The organism is Candidatus Stoquefichus massiliensis AP9, from assembly GCF_000455285.1.
GTDB classification, from domain to species: Bacteria; Bacillota_I; Bacilli_A; order Erysipelotrichales; family Coprobacillaceae; genus Stoquefichus; species Stoquefichus massiliensis.
In genome coordinates, this window is record NZ_HG005286.1 from 329,384 (window position 1) to 350,533 (window position 21,150).

Genomic DNA, 21,150 nt, shown 5'->3' on the forward strand with positions numbered 1-21,150 from the left:
TGTAAAAATAAAGTTAATAACAATAGTAATTATTGTTAGTTTTTAAGAGGATGAGTGTGAGTAAACATTGATTAATGGATGTTCGTATTCCTATAGAATGTGATAATTTAGCTATTCAAAGATATGAAGAAAAATGTATTAAATGTGGGCAATGTGCAAATGTCTGTCTAGTATCAAGTATTCATGAAACATATGAATATCAGTATATTAAAGATGAAGAGAAAATTATTATTTTTAATACATCTCCATCTGTTAGAATTGCATTAGATGACGAATTTGGAATGGAGGATGGAACTTTTGTAGAAGGGAAAATGGTTGCTTTATTACATCAGTTAGAAACAAACTATGTTTTAGATACAAACTTTTCTACTGATTTAACATTGAAGAAGCAAGTGTTAATATTAATGGTATAATAATAAACATTGCAGTTGTTTTGGAACAAAGAATGCAACTGAATTCATAGAGAAAATGAAAAAAGGTGATAAGATATATCATTTTGTAGAAGTCATGACCTGTCCAGGCGGATGTATCGGTGGAGGCGGACAGCCTAAGGATACAAAATATCAGGGTGATATATTACGAGCTAAACGTATTGCAGGATTATATAATAAAGACTAGTCTATGACATTGAGAAAAAGTCATAAGAATTCAGAAATTAAGCAGTTGTAGGAAGAATTTTATCATGAATCGTTAAGTGATTTGACTGAAAAAATGCTACATACTCAATATATTGATAGAAGTGATGAATTGGATCAATAATAAAAATGTACTCTGCCTAAACAGAGTACATTATTTTGCATACCGATGTTTCTTGAAAAAGTCGATGGTTTCTTCTTGTGGCATTGGTCTTGCATAATAGAAACCTTGAACATAATCAATATGACAGTCTTTAATTAACTGGATATGCTCAGGAGTTTCAACACCTTCTGCAACAACTGATAAACCTAAATCCTGGAAAGCACGTGTTATATTTTTAACAATAATTGCAGATCTAGGATGCTCAATAGCTGACCAGATTAAACTTTTATCAAGTTTAATTGTTCCAAAAGGAATATTAAAAACCGTAGATATATTAGAATAACCGGTTCCAAAGTCATCTAATCCCATACGAATTCCTTTCTTAGCCATTGCATTTGTAAAGTCAGTAACAAGATCTACATTTTTAGCAATAGTACTTTCGGTGAATTCTATTTTTATTTTAGAAAATGGAATTTTGTTTTTATCAATAATATTGATAACTTTTTGGTCTAGAGCGTCTTCATTAAACTGTGAAGCAGAGAAATTAATATGTATAGAAGTAAATTCTATATTTTCTTCTATGAGTCTATGGATGAATTGACAAACCTTATCTATAATTTGATAAGTAATTTCAACAATTAAACCAGTTTCTTCAGCAATAGGAATAAATTCATTAGGGTATAGTGGACCTAGAGGCGAATCAGGTATTCTAAGAAGAGACTCGGCAAAGAGAAATTTTTCAGTTTTCATATCTATAATTGGCTGATAGTAGAGTTCAAAACTTTGATCAGCAATTTTATCTTTTAATATTTGAATAATTTTTTCACGTCTTTTAAGAGCATTCATAACTTCTAAGTCACAATAATAAATATCTTTTTGAGGATTACGCTTTGCTTGCATAACAGCAAATTCTACAGCTATCATTAGCTTTTCAGCAGATTCAGCACTTGAAGGATAACTTGCAATACCAATAGCAGTTGAAAGGTGTATGCGACAATCCTGAATGTACCATGAATGGCACATTCTTTCTTGTAATTGGATAAGAATGTTTTCAGTTGTTTGCTGTGTATTCTCCTGTATCAAAATCGCAAATTCATCTCCACCAAAGCGATAAACATTATGAGAATCTGTTATTGTACATAAGAATTCAGAAACAAGTTTAAGAAATTGATTACCTTTGACTTGTCCATGAAGTTCATTAATTTTTCTAAATTCTCTTAATGAAATAACCATTAACACAAAAGGTGTTTGATTATTGTTTTGAATTAAGATTTCTATCATACCAAATAATTCAGAACGATTAGGTAAGTTTGTTAAGGCATCCATTGTAATCTGTCTATTTTGTAAGTGTAAATAAATAATAAGGAGTGCCATTGTCGCAGCAGTACCTGATAAAATAATACTTGGATAAATTTGCTGAATAATAATGACAATCCCAGCAATCAATGGAAAAGTAGTTAAAATCTTATAAATCTGATAGTCAACCTTTTTCCTATTAATTATGACAATAAACAAACTTGCTAAGCAATATATATAGAAAATGATATATGTGACAGGAATTAATGATCCTCTTACATATCCATAAGTTTGAGTTATATCAAACAAAGAGTTTGTAATAGGATTACAAATCACTAAAAGAACATATGCAATTGCTGGAATACTTGTATAGAGAATGAGTTTTTTTAAAAAGTTGTCATTGTAAATGACTGATGCTGAATAAAAAAAGTAAAACATTCCCATCAGTGGAGTACAGATAAAATATATAATTGTTGTAAATTCTGTTAACCAAATAGGAAATAGAGTTAAATATTCTATCATAATTGTAGAGAAAATATTTGTTGCCATTGCACAAAAAGTAACGAAAAAACAACTTTGAAAAAGTTGGTTCTTTAATGTAGGTAATGTACTTCCTTTTCTTGAATATACCCAAATTATGATAAGAATAATAATAGATATACATTCAGGTACTATATTCCAGGACAAAAAAATCCCTCCTCTAATGGTGCTTTATTTTATTATAACATCTCATTTTCAGAAAACAACTGATTATGAATATACTATGAGTGAATTATAAAAGAAAAAGATGAATTTAATCATCTTTTTCTTTTCGTTTTAACATTTCTTCATAACTAAACATACAACCACAATAATTTTGTCGATACATATCATATTCTTTAGTCATTTGTGTTGATTTTAAATAACCATTATTCTTTTTAAAATCGGCGTACAAGAATTTTGGTGAATCACTTTGCCAGCTATCACCAATTTCATTGATCCATTGACTATTTTTATGTGGTGAAATACTTAAAACAGTTGTCCAATAATCATAATGATGAATTTTTGCATAATCAAATGTTCTACGCATTCTTAAATTATAACATAAACGACATCTTAGACTTCCTTCAGGAAGTTCTTTTAATGCATACATATGACTCATCCATTCAGGATGATTATAAGGATCTTCAATGACCTGTATGTTTTGTTGAAAGTCATGATTGAATCTTTCAATAAAATGAAACAATTCTTGATATCTTCTTTGATATTCTTCAAGTGGGTAAATATTTGAATTAGAATAATATATTGTAATCTTAAAATGTTCACATAATTCTTTAATAACATTGCTTGAACATGGACCACAACAGACATGTAATAATAATGATGGTTTTGTATCACCAATCTTTAAAAGTTTTTCTTGAAGTTTTAAGTCATAATTGATTTTCATTATTGAATAAACATGCAATCACCAAATGAGAAGAAACGATACTTTTCTTCTACTGCATGGCGATATGCCCTTAAAATATAATCTTTATTTGCAAATGCACTGACTAGCATCACTAATGTTGATTTAGGTAAGTGGAAATTTGTAATCAAAGCATCAATAGCTGCAAACTGATAGCCAGGATAAATAAAGATATCAGTACTTTCCTGAGTAGCTTTGAATTGTCCATATTTTTTAAAATTTGCTTCAAGAGTTCTTGTAGATGTTGTACCTACACTGATAATACGTTGTCCATTTTGTTTAGCCTGATTTAATTTTTCAGCAACTTCGTCATCAATCATATAAAGTTCACTATGCATATGGTGTTCTAAAACATCATCTACTTTAACAGGTCTAAATGTTCCTAATCCTACATGTAAAGTTACATCAAGAATTTCAATACCCTTAGCTTTAACTTTTTCTAATATTTCATCAGTAAAGTGTAAGCCAGCAGTTGGCGCGGCAGCACTTCCTTGTACTTTTGCATAAACTGTTTGATAACGATCTTGATCTTCTAATTTTTCTTTGATATACGGAGGTAATGGCATTGTCCCTAATTTATCAAGAATTTCATAAAATATACCATCGTAAATCATTTGGAAATGACGAATACCCTCATCACCAATAGAAATACATTTTGCTTTTAAAGAACCATCCCCAAAAGTAATCATTGTATCCATTTTGACAATTCTTGCATTACCTACCAAACATTCCCAAATATCATGACCCTTATCTTTTAATAAAAGAACTTCAACGTGACCATTTGTTTCTTCTTTTGTTCCATAGAGTCGAGCAGGAATAACTTTTGTATTATTTCTAACTAAAATGTCTCCTTCATGTAAATAACCAAGAATATCATAGAAATGTTTATCTTCAATTGTTTCCGTTTTTCTATTTAATACCATTAAACGAGAAGTGTCTCTCTTTTCTAAGGGAGTTTGTGCAATTAATTCTTCAGGTAAATGATAATCAAATTCACTTAATTTCATATCTAAAACGCCCTTTCATATACATCTCTACCATAATGATCTAAGAATTCTTCTTTAAAATCTAATAAGCGATCTTCCTTAATAGCATTTCTAATATCTTCACTTAATTGTAATAAGAATGCAACATTATGAATAGAAAGTAAACTTTTTCCAAATATTTCATCACATTTATGTAAATGTCTTAAATAAGCACGAGTATAGTTACGACAAGTATAACAGTTACATTTATCATCAATAGGTGTGAAATCATATTTATATTTTTCATTATTGATATTCATACGCCCATAATGAGTCATTAATGCCCCATGTCTTGCCACTCTGGTTGGTAAAACACAATCAAACATATCTATTCCGCGCATAGCCCCTTCAATGAGATCGATAGGATTACCAACACCCATTAAATATCTTGGTTTATCTTCAGGCAACCATTGAATGGCATCATCAATCATCTTATACATGACATCTTTAGGTTCACCAACACTGGTTCCACCAATAGAATAACCCGGGAAATCCATTTTGACTAATTCTTTGGCACTCAACTCTCTTAAATCATCAAATTCTCCACCTTGAACAATACCAAATAATGCTTGATCTTGTCTTTGATGAGCTTCTTTTCCACGCTTTGCCCAACGAAGGGTTCTTTCAACACTCTTTTTCATATAATCATGTGTACAAGGATAAGGGGCACATTCATCAAAACTCATAATAATATCAGCACCTAAATCATTTTGAATTTGAATTGCTTTTTCTGGTGACAGAAATAATTTCTTTCCATCAACAATACTTTTAAAAGTAACCCCTTCTTCTTCAATCTTTCTTGTTTTTCCTAATGAAAAAACTTGAAAACCACCACTATCAGTTAAGATAGGTCCATCATAATTCATAAACTTATGTAAACCACCAGCTTGTTTAACAACATCTTCACCAGGTCTTAACCATAAGTGATATGTGTTTGCAAGAATAACCTGCGAGTTCATTTCTTTTAATTGTTCAGGAGAAATTCCTTTCACCGTAGCAAGTGTACCAACAGGCATAAACATAGGTGTTTCTACATCTCCATGAGGTGTATGTAAAATCCCATATCTTGCTCCACTTTGCTTGCATATATGTTTTAATTCATACCAAAAACCTTCCATTATTTCACCTCTTTTTAGCACCATTCATTATACATGAAAGTTTATATAAGTTCAATTTATATCTATTATTTATATTTGCCTATAGCATATTTGATGCTATAATAACTATGGTACAACCATAACGGTAGGCGGTGTTCTAAGTCAGTAAGACCGAGGAACTGAGATATCTCGTTACATATAAATATCTTCGTATGAAGAAATATGAAAACGGGAGGTGATATGATGACTGATTATGAGATATTAACTTTAATGTTGATGATCATGAATATAGTTGTTGTATTGCTTCTTGAAATAATCAAGAAGTCAAAAAAATAACCGCCCTGACCAAGGATTACGGTTATTTAAGCAATAACAAATCTTAGGACACCGTCTATCGGTTGTACCTTTTACATGTTTATTATAAATGAAATAAATAACAAAGTCAATAAAATTGCTTAAAGAAAATAACGATGAAATATATTTGCTAATAGCGTATTTTATGCTATAATAGCTTTGGTACAACCATAACGGTAGGCGGTGTTCTAAGTCAGTAAGACCGAGGAACTGAGATATCTCGTTACATATAAATATCTTCGTATGAAGAAATATGAAAACGGGAGGTGATATGATGACCGATTATGAGATATTGACTTTAATGTTGATGATCATGAATATAGTTATTGTATTGCTTCTTGAAATAATCAAGAAGTCAAAAAAATAACCGCCCCAGCCAAGGATTGCGGTTATTTTAACCAATAAATCTTAGGACACCGTCTATCGGTTGTACCTTTTACACATTTATTATAAACTAAGATATATCTAGTGTCAATAAAATTGCAATAAGTAATTATAATCTTTTTTCTTTACCTAGTTGAATTAATGAATCTTTGATTTTGTTTAATGCCTTAACAGCATCTTGATCATCCCAAAAACATGCATGAACAATACGTAAATATCCTTCACCTTGATGTCCATAAGGAGTTCCTTCATTAACAGAAATATGTGCCTTATCGAGTAAATATGCAGCAACTTCTTGGCTTGTTCCAAGTTCTGATATATCAATCCATGATAAAATACCACTTTCTGGTAAGATAGTTTTGACATGAGGAATACTGTTCAATATTTTATATGCTATATCCCTTCTCCTTAATAACCTTTCATGATAATCTTTAATTATGCTTTTATCTTCTAAAGCTGTTATGGCTGCTTTTTGAGCTAATGTGTTTGTTGCTCCTAAAACATTCACTGCACCACCATAATAAACATCCATTAATTCATCATTAGCAATAATATAACCAACTCTAAATCCTGATAGTCCCAGTCCTTTAGAAATTGAAAAAGTTGTAATTGTTCTTTCAAACATGCCATCAATACTCATTGGTGCTATCATTTCACGATTATCATATATATGATCTTCAAAGGCTTGATCAGATACTAAAATAAGATCACGTTTTTTAACAAAGTCACATAAATCTAAAATAGATTTTCTATTAAAAACAGTACCAGTAGGATTGTTAGGATGTGTAATAACAACCATCTTTGTATAAGGTGTAACTCTTTTTTCAAATTCAGATATATCCAATTGATATCCATTTTCGGGATATAGGGGAACATGAATAGCTGTTGCTCCACACAATTTTGCATTGACAAAATTAGATGGATAACTTGGGTCTGGAATCAAAACTTCATCGCCTTCACTTAAAAATGGTAACATTGCGTATAATAAACCAGAATCAGAACCTGGTGTAATCAAAATATGACGACTAGGATCAAGAACAACATCATATGTATCTTTAATTCTTTTAGCAATAACTTCTCTTAACTTTCTATCACCCATTGGCATAGTGTAATGAGATGGAAAGCCATTCTCAATTTCTTTTATCATTGTATCTTTTACTGATTTAGGGATAGATGGATCTGGAAAGAAAGGATCAGCCCATGCCATGACTGTATAACCATTTTGAATTAATTGACCAGCACCTTCACCTACATCAGCTTTTGTAACCTTGGCAAAAAGACCACCTTGTAAATCATAAAAACGTTTATTCATTTTTTCTTTAATACTCATAAATATCCTCCTCTTTAATATTATAACTGTTAAAAAAATCGTTTCAATCATTTCATTAAAACAAATAAAAATATATAATTTTAGTTAATGCAACTAACAAGTGCGAATGTGACAAGTCTATTATGTAGTATGATAATTTAAGATTTGTTATGATAATGAGTAAGGAGGCCAATATGATGGAACTAAAAGATAAAATTTTAAAATTAAGGAAAACGAAAGGATTTTCGCAACAGGAATTAGCTGATCAATTAGGGGTATCAAGACAATCCATAAGTAAATGGGAATTAGGCGAAAGTTCACCTGATATCAATAATATTATTACGCTAAGTGAGGTTTTCAATATAAGTACTGATTATCTATTAAAAGAAGATATAGTAGAAAATGAAATTGATAGAGATAAGCTTCAAAGAATTATGATTATCTCATTATTAATTGTTTTATTTGGTAATATTTGTGGACATATACTTTGGAATAATTATCAAGATTCATTATCGTTACTTATAGGAATGTTTATACAGTTATTGGGGATAGGTTTGTTTGAATATTTTGCTGTAACTATGCATGATAACCATATACAAAAGAAGTTTTGGTGTTTGAATATTTGGTTAATTACATTTTTGCCTATTCGATATTTTGTGAATTATACAGTGACATATCAAATTTTATATTCATTTATAGATGGTAGAATTGAGTATACCGTGGTTATGTACTTTCCACTTCTTATAGCATTAGGGTTAAGTGCTATTATATTTGGATTAATAAAAAAGTCGTTTTAACTGTAAAATAAATGTGGTTTACAATTTGATCCATTGATAGTAAAATGAAAATAACGAGGAGGTGGGACACATGTATATACAGATTTTAGATCATACTATTCAATTACATGATGCATGGCGTCGCACAGAGACTTCAAAATTAGGTTTTTCTGACAAGGGACGAGTGCGCCCAAAATAGGGGAACCATGTATAACTTATTGAATTCATAAAGGTTCCATTTTATAGTGGAATCTTTTTTGTTCCCCAAAAATAAGAAAAGGGGATTTATAATGAATAAACATTTATACTTAAATTATATATATGAGTTTTTACTCAATTTTAAATTAACAGCATTACTATGGCCAACGTTTTTAATTGTCAAAGGCTTTTCTTTGATTGATGTGGGAATTTGTGAAAGTGTGTTTCATATGACATCATTGTTAGGTGAAATGCCAACTGGGATTATAAGTGATTTATATGGCAGACGATTGAGTCGTTTATTAGGTAGATTAATTGATATTATATCAGTCTTATTGTTAATTGTGGCAAAATCAGAATGGCTTATTTATTTATCTTTTATGTTATCGGCTTTGTCATATACGATGGAATCTGGGACAGATAGTGCTTATGTTTATGATTTGTTGTTAGAAGAACAAAAACAAGATAATTTTCCTAAGATACAAGGAAGAAAAGAGGTTGTTATTCAGGGAGCAATTTTACTAGCAACGATTATTGGTGGAATGCTTGCGGGAATAAGTTATCAGTTAACTTATGGATTATCAGTCATTATTATTTTAATATCTATTATTGTTTTAATGCAAATGAAAGAAATTAAAAATCAACATCATATAAAAACAAATGTTCTTAATGACATAAAAATGCAGCTTGTACAAAGCTATCAACTTATAAAAAAAGATCATCAAATCTTTTATTTGATTTTAAGTACTTCTTTATTTTCTGCATCATTGACAACCTGTTATTTCTATTTAACAAATAATTGGAGTGAACTAGGTATTTCAATTTCTTTAATATCATTCTCTTTAGCATTAGAAAATATAGTTGGAATGGTGGCTGGACTTCTTACATATCGTATTATCAAGAAATATTCTCAAAAAAGACTATTACTGATACTACCACTCGGTATTGTTTTATCTATCATGGGGATACCATTTTATCCTTTTTCAATTTTGTCAATATGTACAATGGCTTTCTTTGAGACAATATTATATATAGCGATGACATCTTTCTTAAATGAGAAAGTATCTAGTCAATATCGTGCAACACTTCTATCCACTTTGTCTTTAGGGTTTAGTACTGTTATGATTGTTTATTTTCCAGCTGTTGGATTGATTGGGGAAATATATGGATTAAAAATGGCTTATCTCTGTTTATTTATCATTGTGTTGATTATTTATATCATATATCAGCATGTAATTAGAAAGAAATATGAAAAAGAGGACAGCGTCCTCTAATCAAAAGTTACATATTCATTTTCTAAAGGTGGAACGACTTTTAAGTCTTCCACTTTTAATATACAGACTTCTCCACCTATATCTGCATCATATTCAAGATCAATCTTTCCTTTTACTTGAATCCATTCATCAGGAATCAATTGTTTTGCTGCAGGATGTTCACAAACCATACCAATAAGAGAAGTATCTTCTTCACAACAAACCATTGCCAAACGCCCAATCACAAAACCATCTTCCAATTGTTTATCTCGACCAATAAACTTACCCTTCAAAGTTATGGTTTTTCCTGCATATTTATCTGGATGGTCTAAAGCATCCATACAAAAGATTCCAAAATCTATATCTTTAATTTCTAATTCATCTTGAGTAATATCAAATGGTAAATCATCATCATCTAAAGTATTGACAGTCCCATCTTCTTTTTCATAAATAATCTGACATGTTGAATTAATTGCTTTAATATTATTTCTTAAGAATGATTTCTTGATATTCTCATTAATTCTATTAAAGATTAATAAATCAGTATGAACGACATGCTGAAATAGTAAAGAACGCATGTTTTGAATATACAAACCAAATGTTTGAGCATTAATTGTTGTTAAAACTTGAACAATTTGCCATTCATCTGGTAAACTGCAGGCCATTAAACGATTCACATTAAACATACCGTTTAATTCAATTAAAACTTGAGTGGGGTTGTATTTCTTTTTGAGTTCTTCAAAGAATTCATATGACCATTCATCTTCATTTGTAACATATACAATATCGCAATTTACAGTTTCGATTTCTTCTTGACTGTATTCAACTTCACCTTGTTCACTGACAATTAATAATGACTTTTCACCTTCACAAAAATCAGTAGATATTAGAGTATCTTGAATAAATGTAGTCTTTCCACTATCTAAAAATCCTGTAAATAAATATATACGTGTTTTCATTACTCTACTCCAAATAATTCACAGATTTTATCTTCTAATAAATCTTTACCAATGACACATATTCTGCCAGTATAATCAGCAGGGCCAACACGAACTTCGTATTCACCAGGAACTAAATCAAAATGTAACCATGTTTTTTCAGGTGTTTGTAAAATACCTTTTGCACGAAGAATACTTCCAAATTCAGATGATGTAGATAAGGTTTTAAGAATTTTTTCTAATTGACTTTGGGTATATGTATGTATTGTTTCTCTACCCATGCTAGTAAAGACTTCAGCAGCGTGATGGTGTCCGTGTTCATGATGGTGGTCATGATGACATTCACAATCATGATCATGGTGGTGATGTTCTCCATGACAACATTCATGTTCTTCATGATGATGTTCTTCATCGTGATGATGTCCGCATATTGGACATATCTCTACTTCTTTCATTAAAACTTCTTGTAAAGAATCTTTATTTTCTAAAGCGTTCATCATTGTATCACCAGATAAATCATCCCATGAAGTCGTAATGATGTTGGCTTTTGTGTTAAATTTCTTAATGATTTGAATATCTTCTTCTAGTTTCTGCTGATCAACATCTTGAGTACGACTTAATACAATAGTAGAAGCATATTCAATTTGATTATTAAAGAATTCACCAAAATTTAATGAATATGTTTTACATTTCTTTGCATCAATCACTGTAACGAAACTATTTAATTGAAGTTCATCATCATGAACATTAATCACTGCTTGAATCACATCAGATAATTTACCAACACCTGATGGTTCAATAATAATACGATCAGGATGATATTCATGAACAACTTTCTCTAATGCTTCACTAAAATCTCCAACCAATGAACAACATATACAACCTGAGTTCATTTCTGTAATTTCAATACCTGCATCCTTTAAAAAAGTTCCATCAATCCCAATTTCACCAAATTCATTCTCAATTAAAACGACTTTTTCATTATTTAAACTTTCTTTAATTAATTTTTTAATAAGTGTTGTTTTTCCAGCACCTAAAAAACCAGAAATAATATCTACTTTACTCATATACTATTACCTTCTTTCGTGATATATTATAACACTCGTATTTTTCCCAATCAAATAAAACAATACACATAATTTTTGTCTAAATGATGGAGAGAATATGATAAATGACCGAATGATGGCAAAAAACGACCGAATAATTGGTCAAATCACACAACTACAAGAAATGTGATATGATAAAATATTTGTATAATGGGCGGATTCCGGATGAAAACCATCGGATTTCCAATAAATCACATATAGAAGCAGCATACATGATATAATAAATATTTTAATAAATGACCGAATGATGGCAAAAAACGACCGAATAATTGGTCAAATCACACAACTACAAGAAATGTGATATGATGAAATATTTGTATAATAGGCGGATTCCGGATGAAAACCATCGGATTTCCAATAAATCTCGTTATTGAATAAAAAGGTGATATAATAAAAAGTTTTATCTTAATGTCAACATCTTGACAATTTTAACATATAGTAATATAGTTAGTATGCTAATAGTTAGTATACTAATAATCGAGGTGAAAGAAATGAAGACTCCATTTTATTTTTTATTGTTTAAAGCTTTTCATGCTCAGAGAAGATGTATTCGTAAGGATATGGATGCCTATCAGCTCTCTCCTGGACAGCCAAAAGTATTGAGATACATATCATCACATGATGATTGTAAATTAAAGGATATTGCTATGGAATGTGATATTGAACCTGCAACAGTCAGTAAAATTTTAAATACTTTAGAAGATAAAGGAATGTTGACACGTCAGATTGATCAAAACAACAAACGTGCATTAAAGTTAAGAATTACTGATGTTGGTAGAGAGGCAATGGCAAAATGGGAAATTCATTGCCATGATGTAGAAAAGATCGCTTTAGAAGGTTTTAATGATTTGGAAATAGAGCAGTTTAAAGCTTATCTTGGTAGGTTATATTTTAATTTAAGTGGTAAAGAATTAAAATAAGGGGGTAATATTTATGTTGAAACGTTTATGGCCATATATGCGTCAATATAAAAAGTATTTATGGTTAAGTTGTGCTTGTGTTGTTGCGGAAACAGCTTTTGAATTGGTTATTCCTACACTGATGGCTGATATTATTGATGTAGGAGTAGCAAATGGTGATAAAGACTATATTATTGTTAAGGGTATTACGATGGCAGTGTGTGCATTAATAGCATTACTTTTGGGAATTGTTTATGCTCGTTTTGCAGCTACTGCAGGTCAAGGATTTGGAGCTGAACTGAGAAAAGATGAATTTGAAAAAGTTCAGAATTTCTCTTTTGCAAATACTGATCATTTTTCAACATCATCTTTAATTACGCGTTTGACAAGTGATGTAACAATTTTACAAACTGCGATATCTAATGGTGTCAGACCATTAGTGAGAGCACCGGTTATGTTATTGATGGCATTAATTTTTACATTTACTATTAATGCTGAATTAACATTTGTTTTTTTAATCGCAACACCAATACTTGGAATTGGGTTGTTCTTTATTGTGCGTAAAGTAGGACCACTATATCGTTTAATGCAATCAAGTATTGATCAAGTCAATACAATTGTGCAGGAAAATTTAAATGCTATTAGAGTTGTAAAATCTTATGTTCGTGGAGAATATGAAGAAGAAAAATTTGAGACTGTGAATGAAAATTTACGTGCAAATAGTGAACATGCTTTTCGAACATCAGTTTGGAATATGCCATTATTCCAATATGTCATGTATGGAACGATTGTCTGTATTATTTGGTTTGGGGGTCAAATGATTTTTGCGGGGACAATGAAAGTTGGGGAATTAACAGGTTTTTTAAGTTATGTGATGCAGATATTGAATTCACTTATGATGATATCAGCAGTGTTTTTGATGCTGACGAGATCTCTAGCAAGTTGTGAACGTATTATTGCAGTACTTGATGAAATACCAAGTATTCAAGATCCTGATGAAAAAGAAACAATTGTCAAAACAGGCAATATAGATTTTGATCATGTTTATTTTAAATACAAAGAAGATGCGCAAGAATATGTCTTAACCAATATTAATTTGCATATTCCTGCTGGTTCAACAATTGGAATTTTAGGTGGGACAGGTTCAGCAAAGACAAGTCTTGTTCAATTAATTCCTAGACTCTATGATGTGAGTGAAGGAGCAGTTTATATTGATGGAAAAAATGTAAAAGACTTTTCTGTTGAACATTTAAGAGATGCAGTAGGAATGGTATTACAAAAGAATGTTTTATTTAGTGGAACAATCAAAGAAAATCTATTATGGGGAAATGAAAATGCAAGTAATGAAGATATTGAATGGGCATGTCATATTGCCTGTGTAGATGAATTTATCAATCAATTCCCACAAAAATATGAAACGGATTTAGGTCAGGGTGGTGTGAATGTTTCGGGTGGACAAAAACAGCGTTTATGTATTGCAAGAGCTTTGTTAAAACGACCAAAGGTTTTAATTTTAGATGATTCAACAAGTGCTGTTGATACAGCAACTGAAGCTTCTATTCGAGAAGGTCTAGCAACATTAAAAGATACAACAAAAATTATTATTGCTCAACGTGTTTCTTCTTTACAACATGCTGATAATATTATCATTTTAGATGATGGAAAGATTCATGCAATTGGAACACATGATGAACTCTTAAAAAATGATTCAATTTATCAGGATATTTATTATTCTCAAATGGAAGGAGCTGGTTTATAATGGCAAGACAATTAACAAATGCAAAACCTAGAGATATGAAGAGAACCATGAACTCTTTTTTGAAATATATGGGAAATCATAAATATGCATTATTGATTGTAGGATGTTTGGTTATTGTGAGCACAGGTGTTAATTTATGGGGAACATTTCAGATCAGAACAGTTGTGAATGACTATATTCTTCCTGGTGATTATCAGGGCTTGATTTCGTTTGTGATATTAATGATCTGTGTTTATATTACAGGAGCAACTTCAACAGCTATCTATAAACAATTGATGGTGCATACATCACAAAAGATTGTCAAAGAAATTAGACAAGATTTATTTCATAAGATGCAAAAACTACCACTGCGTTATTTTGATTCAAATACACATGGTAATATTATGAGTCGTTTTACCAATGATTTAGATACTGTACAGGATGCTTTAAATAACTGTTTTGATAATCTCATTCAAAGCTTTATCATGATTACTGGAACTTTGGTTTTAATCTTTGTTTTGAATTGGCAATTATCATTAATTGTTTTAGTTTGTATGATTATGATGTATTTTTTGATTCAATATTTAAGTCAAAGAAGTAAATACTATTTTGTTCATCAGCAGGCAGCTATGGGAAATTTAAATGGCTTTATTGAAGAGATGGTTGATGGTGTGAAAGTTGTTAAAGTCTTTAATCATGAAAGACAGAATATTGATGAATTTAATCGTCGTAATGAGCAGTTAAGACATGCTTCAACAGAAGCATTAACCTATTCTGGAAGAACAATTCCAACGGTTGTGAGTATTTCATACTTTAATTATGCGATTGTTGCATGTGTAGGTGGATTCTTTGCGATTAATGGTATGATGGATTTAGGAAGCTTATCTTCATATTTAATATTTGTGAGACAAACAGCCCAACCAATAAATCAGTTTACACAACAACTAAACTTTATTTTAGCAGCTATGGCTGGAGCAGAACGTATCTTTGAATTTATGGATGAACCTAAAGAAGTTGATGAAGGGAAAGTGACACTTGCAAGAGTAAGGGAGCATCACGATGGGACATTGAGTGAGTGTCAGGAATATACTGGACATTGGGCATGGCGTCATCCTCGTGATGATGACAGTGTTGAATTGGTTCCTTTAAAAGGTGATGTGCGTTTTCATGATGTTATTTTTGGCTATGATGAGGATGTGACGATTTTAAAGAACATTAACTTATTTGCAAAACCTGGTCAAAAGATTGCTTTTGTAGGAAGTACTGGGGCAGGAAAAACAACAATCACAAATTTGATTAATCGTTTCTATGATATTCAAAGTGGAAGTATTACTTATGATGGTATTGATGTGAAATTAATTAAAAAGGATGATTTGAGACATTCTATCTCTATTGTTTTACAGGATACACATTTATTTACAGGAACAATTGCTGATAATATACGTTATGGGAAATTAAATGCAACAATGGATGAAGTCATAGAAGCGGCAAAACTTGCGAATGCACATAGTTTTATTAGACGTTTACCAAATGGCTATGAGACAATGTTAATGGGTGATGGTGCAAATCTTTCACAGGGACAACGACAATTGCTTGCGATTGCGAGAGCAGCCATTGCTAATCCACCGGTACTGATTTTAGATGAAGCAACCAGTTCAATTGATACACGTACAGAAAAATTAATTGAAAAAGGTATGGATCGATTGATGCAAAATCGTACTGTCTTTGTGATTGCTCATAGATTATCAACAGTTAGAAATTCTAATGCTATTATGGTATTAGATCATGGTGAGATTATAGAACGTGGCAGTCATGATGAATTGCTTGCTCAAAAAGGTCGTTATTATCAGTTATATACAGGACAATTTGAATTGGATTAAGGCATTATGCCTTTTTCTTTTATCATTTTTATTTACAAGTTTGGTTAATGAAAATATAATAAGCAAAAAGAGGGGGAATAATAATGATAGATGGACATATGCATTTAGAAAATGGACCACTGACAAAAGAATATGTATTAGAATTTGTTGAAGCAGCACATGCTAAGGGATTGGATGCTATTCAGATATTAGATCATACACACCGATTTATTGAATTTGAACCAATCTATGCTGAATTGAAACAGTATGAAGTTCAAAAAACATGGTTAGAAAATAAGAAAATGAAATTTAAGGATCATGTTCAAGATTTTGTTGATTTAATGGAAGAGATCAAATCAATGGATTTACCAGTAAAGGTTACTTATGGATTAGAAGTCTGTTATGTTCCACAACATGAAGATTATATTCGTCAAGTCTTATCACAGTATCAGTTTGACTTTATTGTAGGGGCCATTCATTCTATTGATGGGATATTATATGACATGGGATTTTCTAAGGAATTGTTATGGAATCAATATGAAGTGAATCATATTTATAAGAGATATTATGAACTCGTTTTTCAGTTAATTGAATCTGATTTGTTTACACAATTAGCACATCCAGATACAATTAAATTGTTTGAAATTTACCCAACATATGATTTAAAGCCAACATATGAAAAGATGGCTCAATTATTGAATCAACATCATATGAAAGCTGAAAATAATGTGGGTTGTTATTATAGGTATAATCATCCGGATATGGGATTGTCTGATGAATTGTTAAAAATATTGAAAGGGAATCATGTTAATTTAATTACAGCTTCTGACGCTCATAAACCAAGTGATGTAGGAAGTTATATTAAAGAGGCTGAGGAAAAGATAAACAAAATGATATAAACAATAAAAACGCATATATAATTGTGCGTTTTTATTGTTTATTATTTGATGAAAACAGTTTATTAATAACATTAAAAAATTCATCGAAGTTATTAGTATCAAGAAGTTTTTGTATATTAGCAGGATTATCAAATATATGTATAAACTGATCGAAAAATTTAGAAAATATTTTTCTTGAATTATCATTAATGCCAATAATCGCAACAACATGTACATATTTATCTTCTGACCATAGAATACCATTATTAAATAAAGCGATTGAAATAAAACTTTTATGAGCACTTTTTGCTGTTAAAGAATGAGGAACAGCGATATCATGAAAAGCAGTTGATGAAAGTGCTTCTCTATTAAGAACATCATTATAGAAGTCTTCTCCTGTATAATTGAGATGGGATAAGTCTGAGGTCATTTGACGTAAAGTCATATCCTTGTTCATGAAAGGAGGATTTTTATAAAATAACTGTTCATTAAAAAAGTTAAGGATATAGTCTTTTAATTCATTGCGTTGCTTTTCAAAAGATATCTCTTCAATCATTTCTTCTATTTTATCATAATCCTCTAAATCTAAAAATGGTTTAACATAGACAGATTTTGTTTTAAATTGCGTGGTTATGCCTGCATCTAAAATAAGAAGATCGATATCAGGATTGATTTCATCAATATAATCGCTCATTGCGGATACTTGCATAATTGCCATTTTATCATCAAATTTTTGACATAACTTTTTTAGTGTTGTCTTATAAAAATCATAATATTCTATGTATATATATGCACAATTGACTCTCGTTATTTTTGTAAAAGAATTATCTTCAAAGTATGATCCAATATGAAATGAAATAAATGCAATTTCATCTTCGTTAAGATCAATATCATAATCTTGTTTTATTTGCTGAGCAATAAATACAGCAATATCATATATGAGAGGATAAGACATTTTAATTGTATCTGCGAGAGGATTTTTAACATGAAAATTATTATGTGCTCTAAAGAACAAATTTTGAATATGTAAGATAAATTTAGAAATAAAACTTTCTTTAAAGGGCAGTAAATAATAATTTTCTTCCACCATTTGGATAATGTTTTTAGTGATTTCAATATATTTATTATCAACGTACTTATGAATATTACATAAGTTAAGATTATCATAATTGACCATATGAGATTGATTAACATTATTTGCAATAATAAGGGAAATATTAATAAGCTCAGATTGATTAAACTTAATTCCATACTCTTCCATAAAGTAGTTATTCATCATAAGAGTTACTTGATAACTACTTTCTTTATGAATATGTTTGTCTTCAATACTTTCTAATAACTGGTAGCCACTCTCTACTCTGTTTAAGATAATGATAAGGTGTGTTGTGATATTATTTAAAGAAAAGTCATTACAGGAAAGATGATATTGCTTCATTGCATTTTTTAAAGTTGATTGAATTTCATGATAGTCATAATGAAATTCAAATAAATGAAAGCCTTCTTTAAAAAATTGAATATTAAAAGAATAATCAGATATAAACGAATATATAAGTTTACGCATACATTCCTCATTTCCTATTAATTGAACAATATTCTTGTTTCTTACAATAATGAGTTTATATTTGTTAATAAAAGATTTAATCATGAGTATATCTTTTTTTATTGTTGTTTCACTCACATAGAGTTCATCAGCAAAATCGAAAATATTATAACCCTGAGAATGTGTAATTAGTTTTTGTATAATATATTTATGTCTTTTTTCCTGTTCAGTTGATGTATGCTTTTGCTCATATATGAAATTATCATATTTTTTTCTATCAATTTTATAACCCTGAGAACTTGAAACAATAATTTGTTCTTTATTATTAATGGCAGAGATATATTTTCTTACTTGTCTTTGTGATATTGAAAGATAATTCGATAATTCATTTGCTTTTACCCAATCATTTTTTTGTAGTAGATAGTGTAAAATTTTGTTAGAGTTCTTCATTATGATAATACCTCCAAAATTATTGAAAATAGCAAAAGGAACATGTTTGAAAACATGAATGAAATTAATATGTATATAAGATAATTTGACTTCCGTGAATAAAGAGTTATCTTTTATTTCATTGTATAGTATTCCCTTTTAGTCAACAAATATAAAAGAGTTCCACTAGTAGGAACTTTTTTATATTTGAGGCTATATACTTAGATTGATATGATAAATGCAAGGAAAGGAGGAAAAACCATGAAAAAAATACTTTTATGTTGTGGCTCTGGAGCATCTAGCGGATTTATGGCAAAGAATGCAAATATAGCTGCAAAAGCAAGAAACCTGAGTTTTAGTATCAAAGCAAGAAGTGAATCTGAGGTTGAAGATTATTTGGATGATATTGATCTTGTTATGGTTGGACCGCATTTTAAACACAGATATGAGGCTATAAAAGAAATAGCAAGTGAGTACAATGTACCTGTTGTACTTATTGATGGAGCTATTTATGGTGCTTTAAATGGGGATGGTCTTGTTGATCAGATTCTTGAAATTTTGAAATAGCGATTTAAAAATAGAGGAAAGGAGAGAGATGAAATTATATTTTCAATTATAATTATCATACAAAGAACATATGAATAAGTTTATGAATTATGTGGAAGAACATGTTGCGCCATTGATTAGAAAAATAGGACAAAATATTTGGATTGGTGCAACACAGGAAGCAATTCTTGCTGCAGTTCCAGCAACTTTAGTTGGTTCAATTGCAACATTAATTAGTGTTTTTAGAGGATTTGGATTATCATTCTTACCAGATTTATCAATGTTAAGTAATTTTTCTTTTGGATTATTTGGTCTGTTTTTAGCTTATCAGTTACCGTGCATTATTATGGAAAAAAAGAGACATAGAAAAGTAGCAAGACAGGCAGGACTGGCAGGGTTAGGTTTGTTTTTACTACTCGTATATCCAGTTTTTAATGAGGATGGTAATCTTGTTTTAACAACAGCTAATCTTGGTGCTGGAGGTATGTTAAATGCTTTGGTTTCTGGATATATTACAGCTATGGTATTTAATGTTTTTGCTAATCATTCGTTTTTTAAGGAAGATTCAGCTTTGCCTTCATTTATTATTACATGGTTTGATTCAATTATTCCATGGACATTATGTTTATTGTTTGGAATTTTATTAACATTTACATTAGAGTTTGATTTAATTGAAGCAATAAGAGCGTTATTACTTCCTATTTCTGCATTTTCTCAATCATTTGGTGGCTTTATATTAGTTGTTGGTTTAATTTTATTTATGTACTCATTTGGTATATCAGCATGGATTATTTATCCATTGTTATCATTGATCTGGATGGAAGGACAAAATGCCAATCTGGCATTAGTTGCACAGGGGTTAGCACCAGCCAATATTCACACTTATGAGGTTTTTCAAATGTGTTTTATTGGCGGGCAGGGAGCAACCTTAGCATTATGTCTGTTTATGGCATTCCTTGCTAAATCAAAACGTGTGAAAACAGTAGGACGTGCAGCATTAGTACCATCTTTATTTAATATTAATGAACCAATTGTTTATGGTGCACCAGTAGCGTTTAACCCAACATTAATGATACCCTTCTGGTTTGCTGGATTAGCCAATTGTATCATTGTTTGGTTTGCTTTTTCTTCTGGACTTTGCACTATTCCTATTGAACCATTCCGTATGACAATGCCATCTCTTTTATATGCTCCACTTGCATTAAAATCAATAAGTGGTCTTATATTACATATTGTATGTTTTGCTGCTACAGCTGTTATTTATTATCCTTTCTTTAAAGTTTATGATAAGCAATGTTGTGAACAAGATGAAAATAAAAAAATAGAATCTTAATATGAAAAGG

At 30.3% G+C, this 21,150-nt stretch carries 18 protein-coding genes; 10 read left to right on the forward strand and 8 right to left on the reverse strand.

All coding sequences use genetic code 11. The features are described from left to right. Positions 1–74: 74 nt before the first annotated feature. Complete coding sequence (locus BN350_RS21270; RefSeq protein ID WP_028042745.1) at positions 75–413, forward strand: [Fe-Fe] hydrogenase large subunit C-terminal domain-containing protein; 339 nt, start codon at positions 75–77, stop codon at positions 411–413. Between the two features lie 55 nt (positions 414–468). Then, positions 469–618 carry a [Fe-Fe] hydrogenase large subunit C-terminal domain-containing protein gene (locus BN350_RS21275; RefSeq protein ID WP_231385237.1) on the forward strand — a complete coding sequence of 50 codons (150 nt, stop codon included), beginning with the start codon at positions 469–471 and terminating at the stop codon, positions 616–618. Positions 619–789: 171 nt separating this feature from the next. Here the strand turns inward: BN350_RS21275 and BN350_RS05815 are convergent, their stop codons facing one another. The 5 genes from BN350_RS05815 to BN350_RS05845 all read right to left on the reverse strand — a co-directional run bounded on the left by BN350_RS05815 (position 790) and on the right by BN350_RS05845 (position 7,668). Further along, positions 790–2,721 carry a putative bifunctional diguanylate cyclase/phosphodiesterase gene (locus tag BN350_RS05815; RefSeq protein WP_028042746.1) on the reverse strand — a complete coding sequence of 644 codons (1,932 nt, stop codon included), beginning with the start codon at positions 2,719–2,721 and terminating at the stop codon, positions 790–792. 106 nt (positions 2,722–2,827) lie between these two features. After that, entirely contained in the window at positions 2,828–3,460 is a 633-nt protein-coding gene (locus BN350_RS05820) for an epoxyqueuosine reductase QueH (RefSeq protein ID WP_028042747.1), read from the reverse strand. Beyond that, a complete protein-coding gene (queA, locus tag BN350_RS05825) occupies positions 3,460–4,485 on the reverse strand; it encodes a tRNA preQ1(34) S-adenosylmethionine ribosyltransferase-isomerase QueA (RefSeq protein WP_028042748.1) in 1,026 nt (341 codons plus the stop codon). Before queA ends, BN350_RS05820 begins: the two co-directional genes overlap by 1 nt. 2 nt (positions 4,486–4,487) lie before the next feature. After that, positions 4,488–5,621, reverse strand: a complete 1,134-nt coding sequence (gene tgt, locus BN350_RS05830; RefSeq protein WP_028042749.1) for a tRNA guanosine(34) transglycosylase Tgt — start codon at positions 5,619–5,621, stop codon at positions 4,488–4,490. An 826-nt stretch (positions 5,622–6,447) separates the two neighbouring features. Continuing rightward, positions 6,448–7,668: a pyridoxal phosphate-dependent aminotransferase gene (locus BN350_RS05845; RefSeq protein WP_044600147.1), complete on the reverse strand. Its 1,221-nt coding sequence runs from the start codon at positions 7,666–7,668 to the stop codon at positions 6,448–6,450. A gap of 176 nt (positions 7,669–7,844) precedes the next feature. Between BN350_RS05845 and BN350_RS20220 the strand changes: the two genes are divergently transcribed. Both BN350_RS20220 and BN350_RS05860 read left to right on the forward strand, forming a co-directional pair. Beyond that, positions 7,845–8,444 (forward strand): helix-turn-helix domain-containing protein, encoded by a 600-nt coding sequence (locus tag BN350_RS20220; protein WP_081652854.1) that lies wholly within the window; start codon positions 7,845–7,847, stop codon positions 8,442–8,444. A gap of 269 nt (positions 8,445–8,713) precedes the next feature. Continuing rightward, positions 8,714–9,895: an MFS transporter gene (locus tag BN350_RS05860; RefSeq protein WP_028042751.1), complete on the forward strand. Its 1,182-nt coding sequence runs from the start codon at positions 8,714–8,716 to the stop codon at positions 9,893–9,895. Here BN350_RS05860 and BN350_RS05865 read toward each other — a convergent pair. Both BN350_RS05865 and BN350_RS05870 read right to left on the reverse strand, forming a co-directional pair. After that, complete coding sequence (locus tag BN350_RS05865) at positions 9,892–10,833, reverse strand: TIGR03943 family putative permease subunit (RefSeq protein ID WP_028042752.1); 942 nt, start codon at positions 10,831–10,833, stop codon at positions 9,892–9,894. The two genes, BN350_RS05860 and BN350_RS05865, sit on opposite strands and share 4 nt — an antisense overlap. Further along, positions 10,833–11,879, reverse strand: coding sequence for a CobW family GTP-binding protein (locus BN350_RS05870; RefSeq protein ID WP_028042753.1), 1,047 nt, complete (start codon positions 11,877–11,879; stop codon positions 10,833–10,835). The genes BN350_RS05865 and BN350_RS05870 overlap by 1 nt, the downstream gene beginning before the upstream one ends. A gap of 530 nt (positions 11,880–12,409) precedes the next feature. Between BN350_RS05870 and BN350_RS05875 the strand changes: the two genes are divergently transcribed. The 4 genes from BN350_RS05875 (at position 12,410) to BN350_RS05890 (ending at position 17,313) form a co-directional block, all read left to right on the forward strand. Beyond that, positions 12,410–12,838 (forward strand): MarR family winged helix-turn-helix transcriptional regulator, encoded by a 429-nt coding sequence (locus BN350_RS05875; RefSeq protein ID WP_028042754.1) that lies wholly within the window; start codon positions 12,410–12,412, stop codon positions 12,836–12,838. A 13-nt stretch (positions 12,839–12,851) separates the two neighbouring features. Next, positions 12,852–14,576, forward strand: coding sequence for an ABC transporter ATP-binding protein (locus BN350_RS05880; protein WP_028042755.1), 1,725 nt, complete (start codon positions 12,852–12,854; stop codon positions 14,574–14,576). Further along, positions 14,576–16,435, forward strand: coding sequence for an ABC transporter ATP-binding protein (locus BN350_RS05885; RefSeq protein ID WP_028042756.1), 1,860 nt, complete (start codon positions 14,576–14,578; stop codon positions 16,433–16,435). The genes BN350_RS05880 and BN350_RS05885 overlap by 1 nt, the downstream gene beginning before the upstream one ends. 83 nt (positions 16,436–16,518) lie before the next feature. Beyond that, positions 16,519–17,313: a PHP domain-containing protein gene (locus tag BN350_RS05890; RefSeq protein ID WP_028042757.1), complete on the forward strand. Its 795-nt coding sequence runs from the start codon at positions 16,519–16,521 to the stop codon at positions 17,311–17,313. Positions 17,314–17,344: 31 nt separating this feature from the next. On the opposite strand, the gene BN350_RS05895 is transcribed toward BN350_RS05890, so the two are convergent. Continuing rightward, positions 17,345–19,282, reverse strand: a complete 1,938-nt coding sequence (locus tag BN350_RS05895) for a BglG family transcription antiterminator (protein WP_028042758.1) — start codon at positions 19,280–19,282, stop codon at positions 17,345–17,347. Between the two features lie 240 nt (positions 19,283–19,522). Here BN350_RS05895 and BN350_RS05900 point away from each other — a divergent pair, with 240 nt between their 5' ends. Both BN350_RS05900 and BN350_RS05905 read left to right on the forward strand, forming a co-directional pair. Then, on the forward strand, positions 19,523–19,828 hold the full coding sequence (locus BN350_RS05900) for a PTS sugar transporter subunit IIB (RefSeq protein WP_028042759.1): 306 nt from the start codon (positions 19,523–19,525) through the stop codon (positions 19,826–19,828). Positions 19,829–19,910: 82 nt separating this feature from the next. Next, positions 19,911–21,140 carry a PTS sugar transporter subunit IIC gene (locus BN350_RS05905; protein WP_049945523.1) on the forward strand — a complete coding sequence of 410 codons (1,230 nt, stop codon included), beginning with the start codon at positions 19,911–19,913 and terminating at the stop codon, positions 21,138–21,140. Positions 21,141–21,150 lie beyond the last annotated feature (10 nt).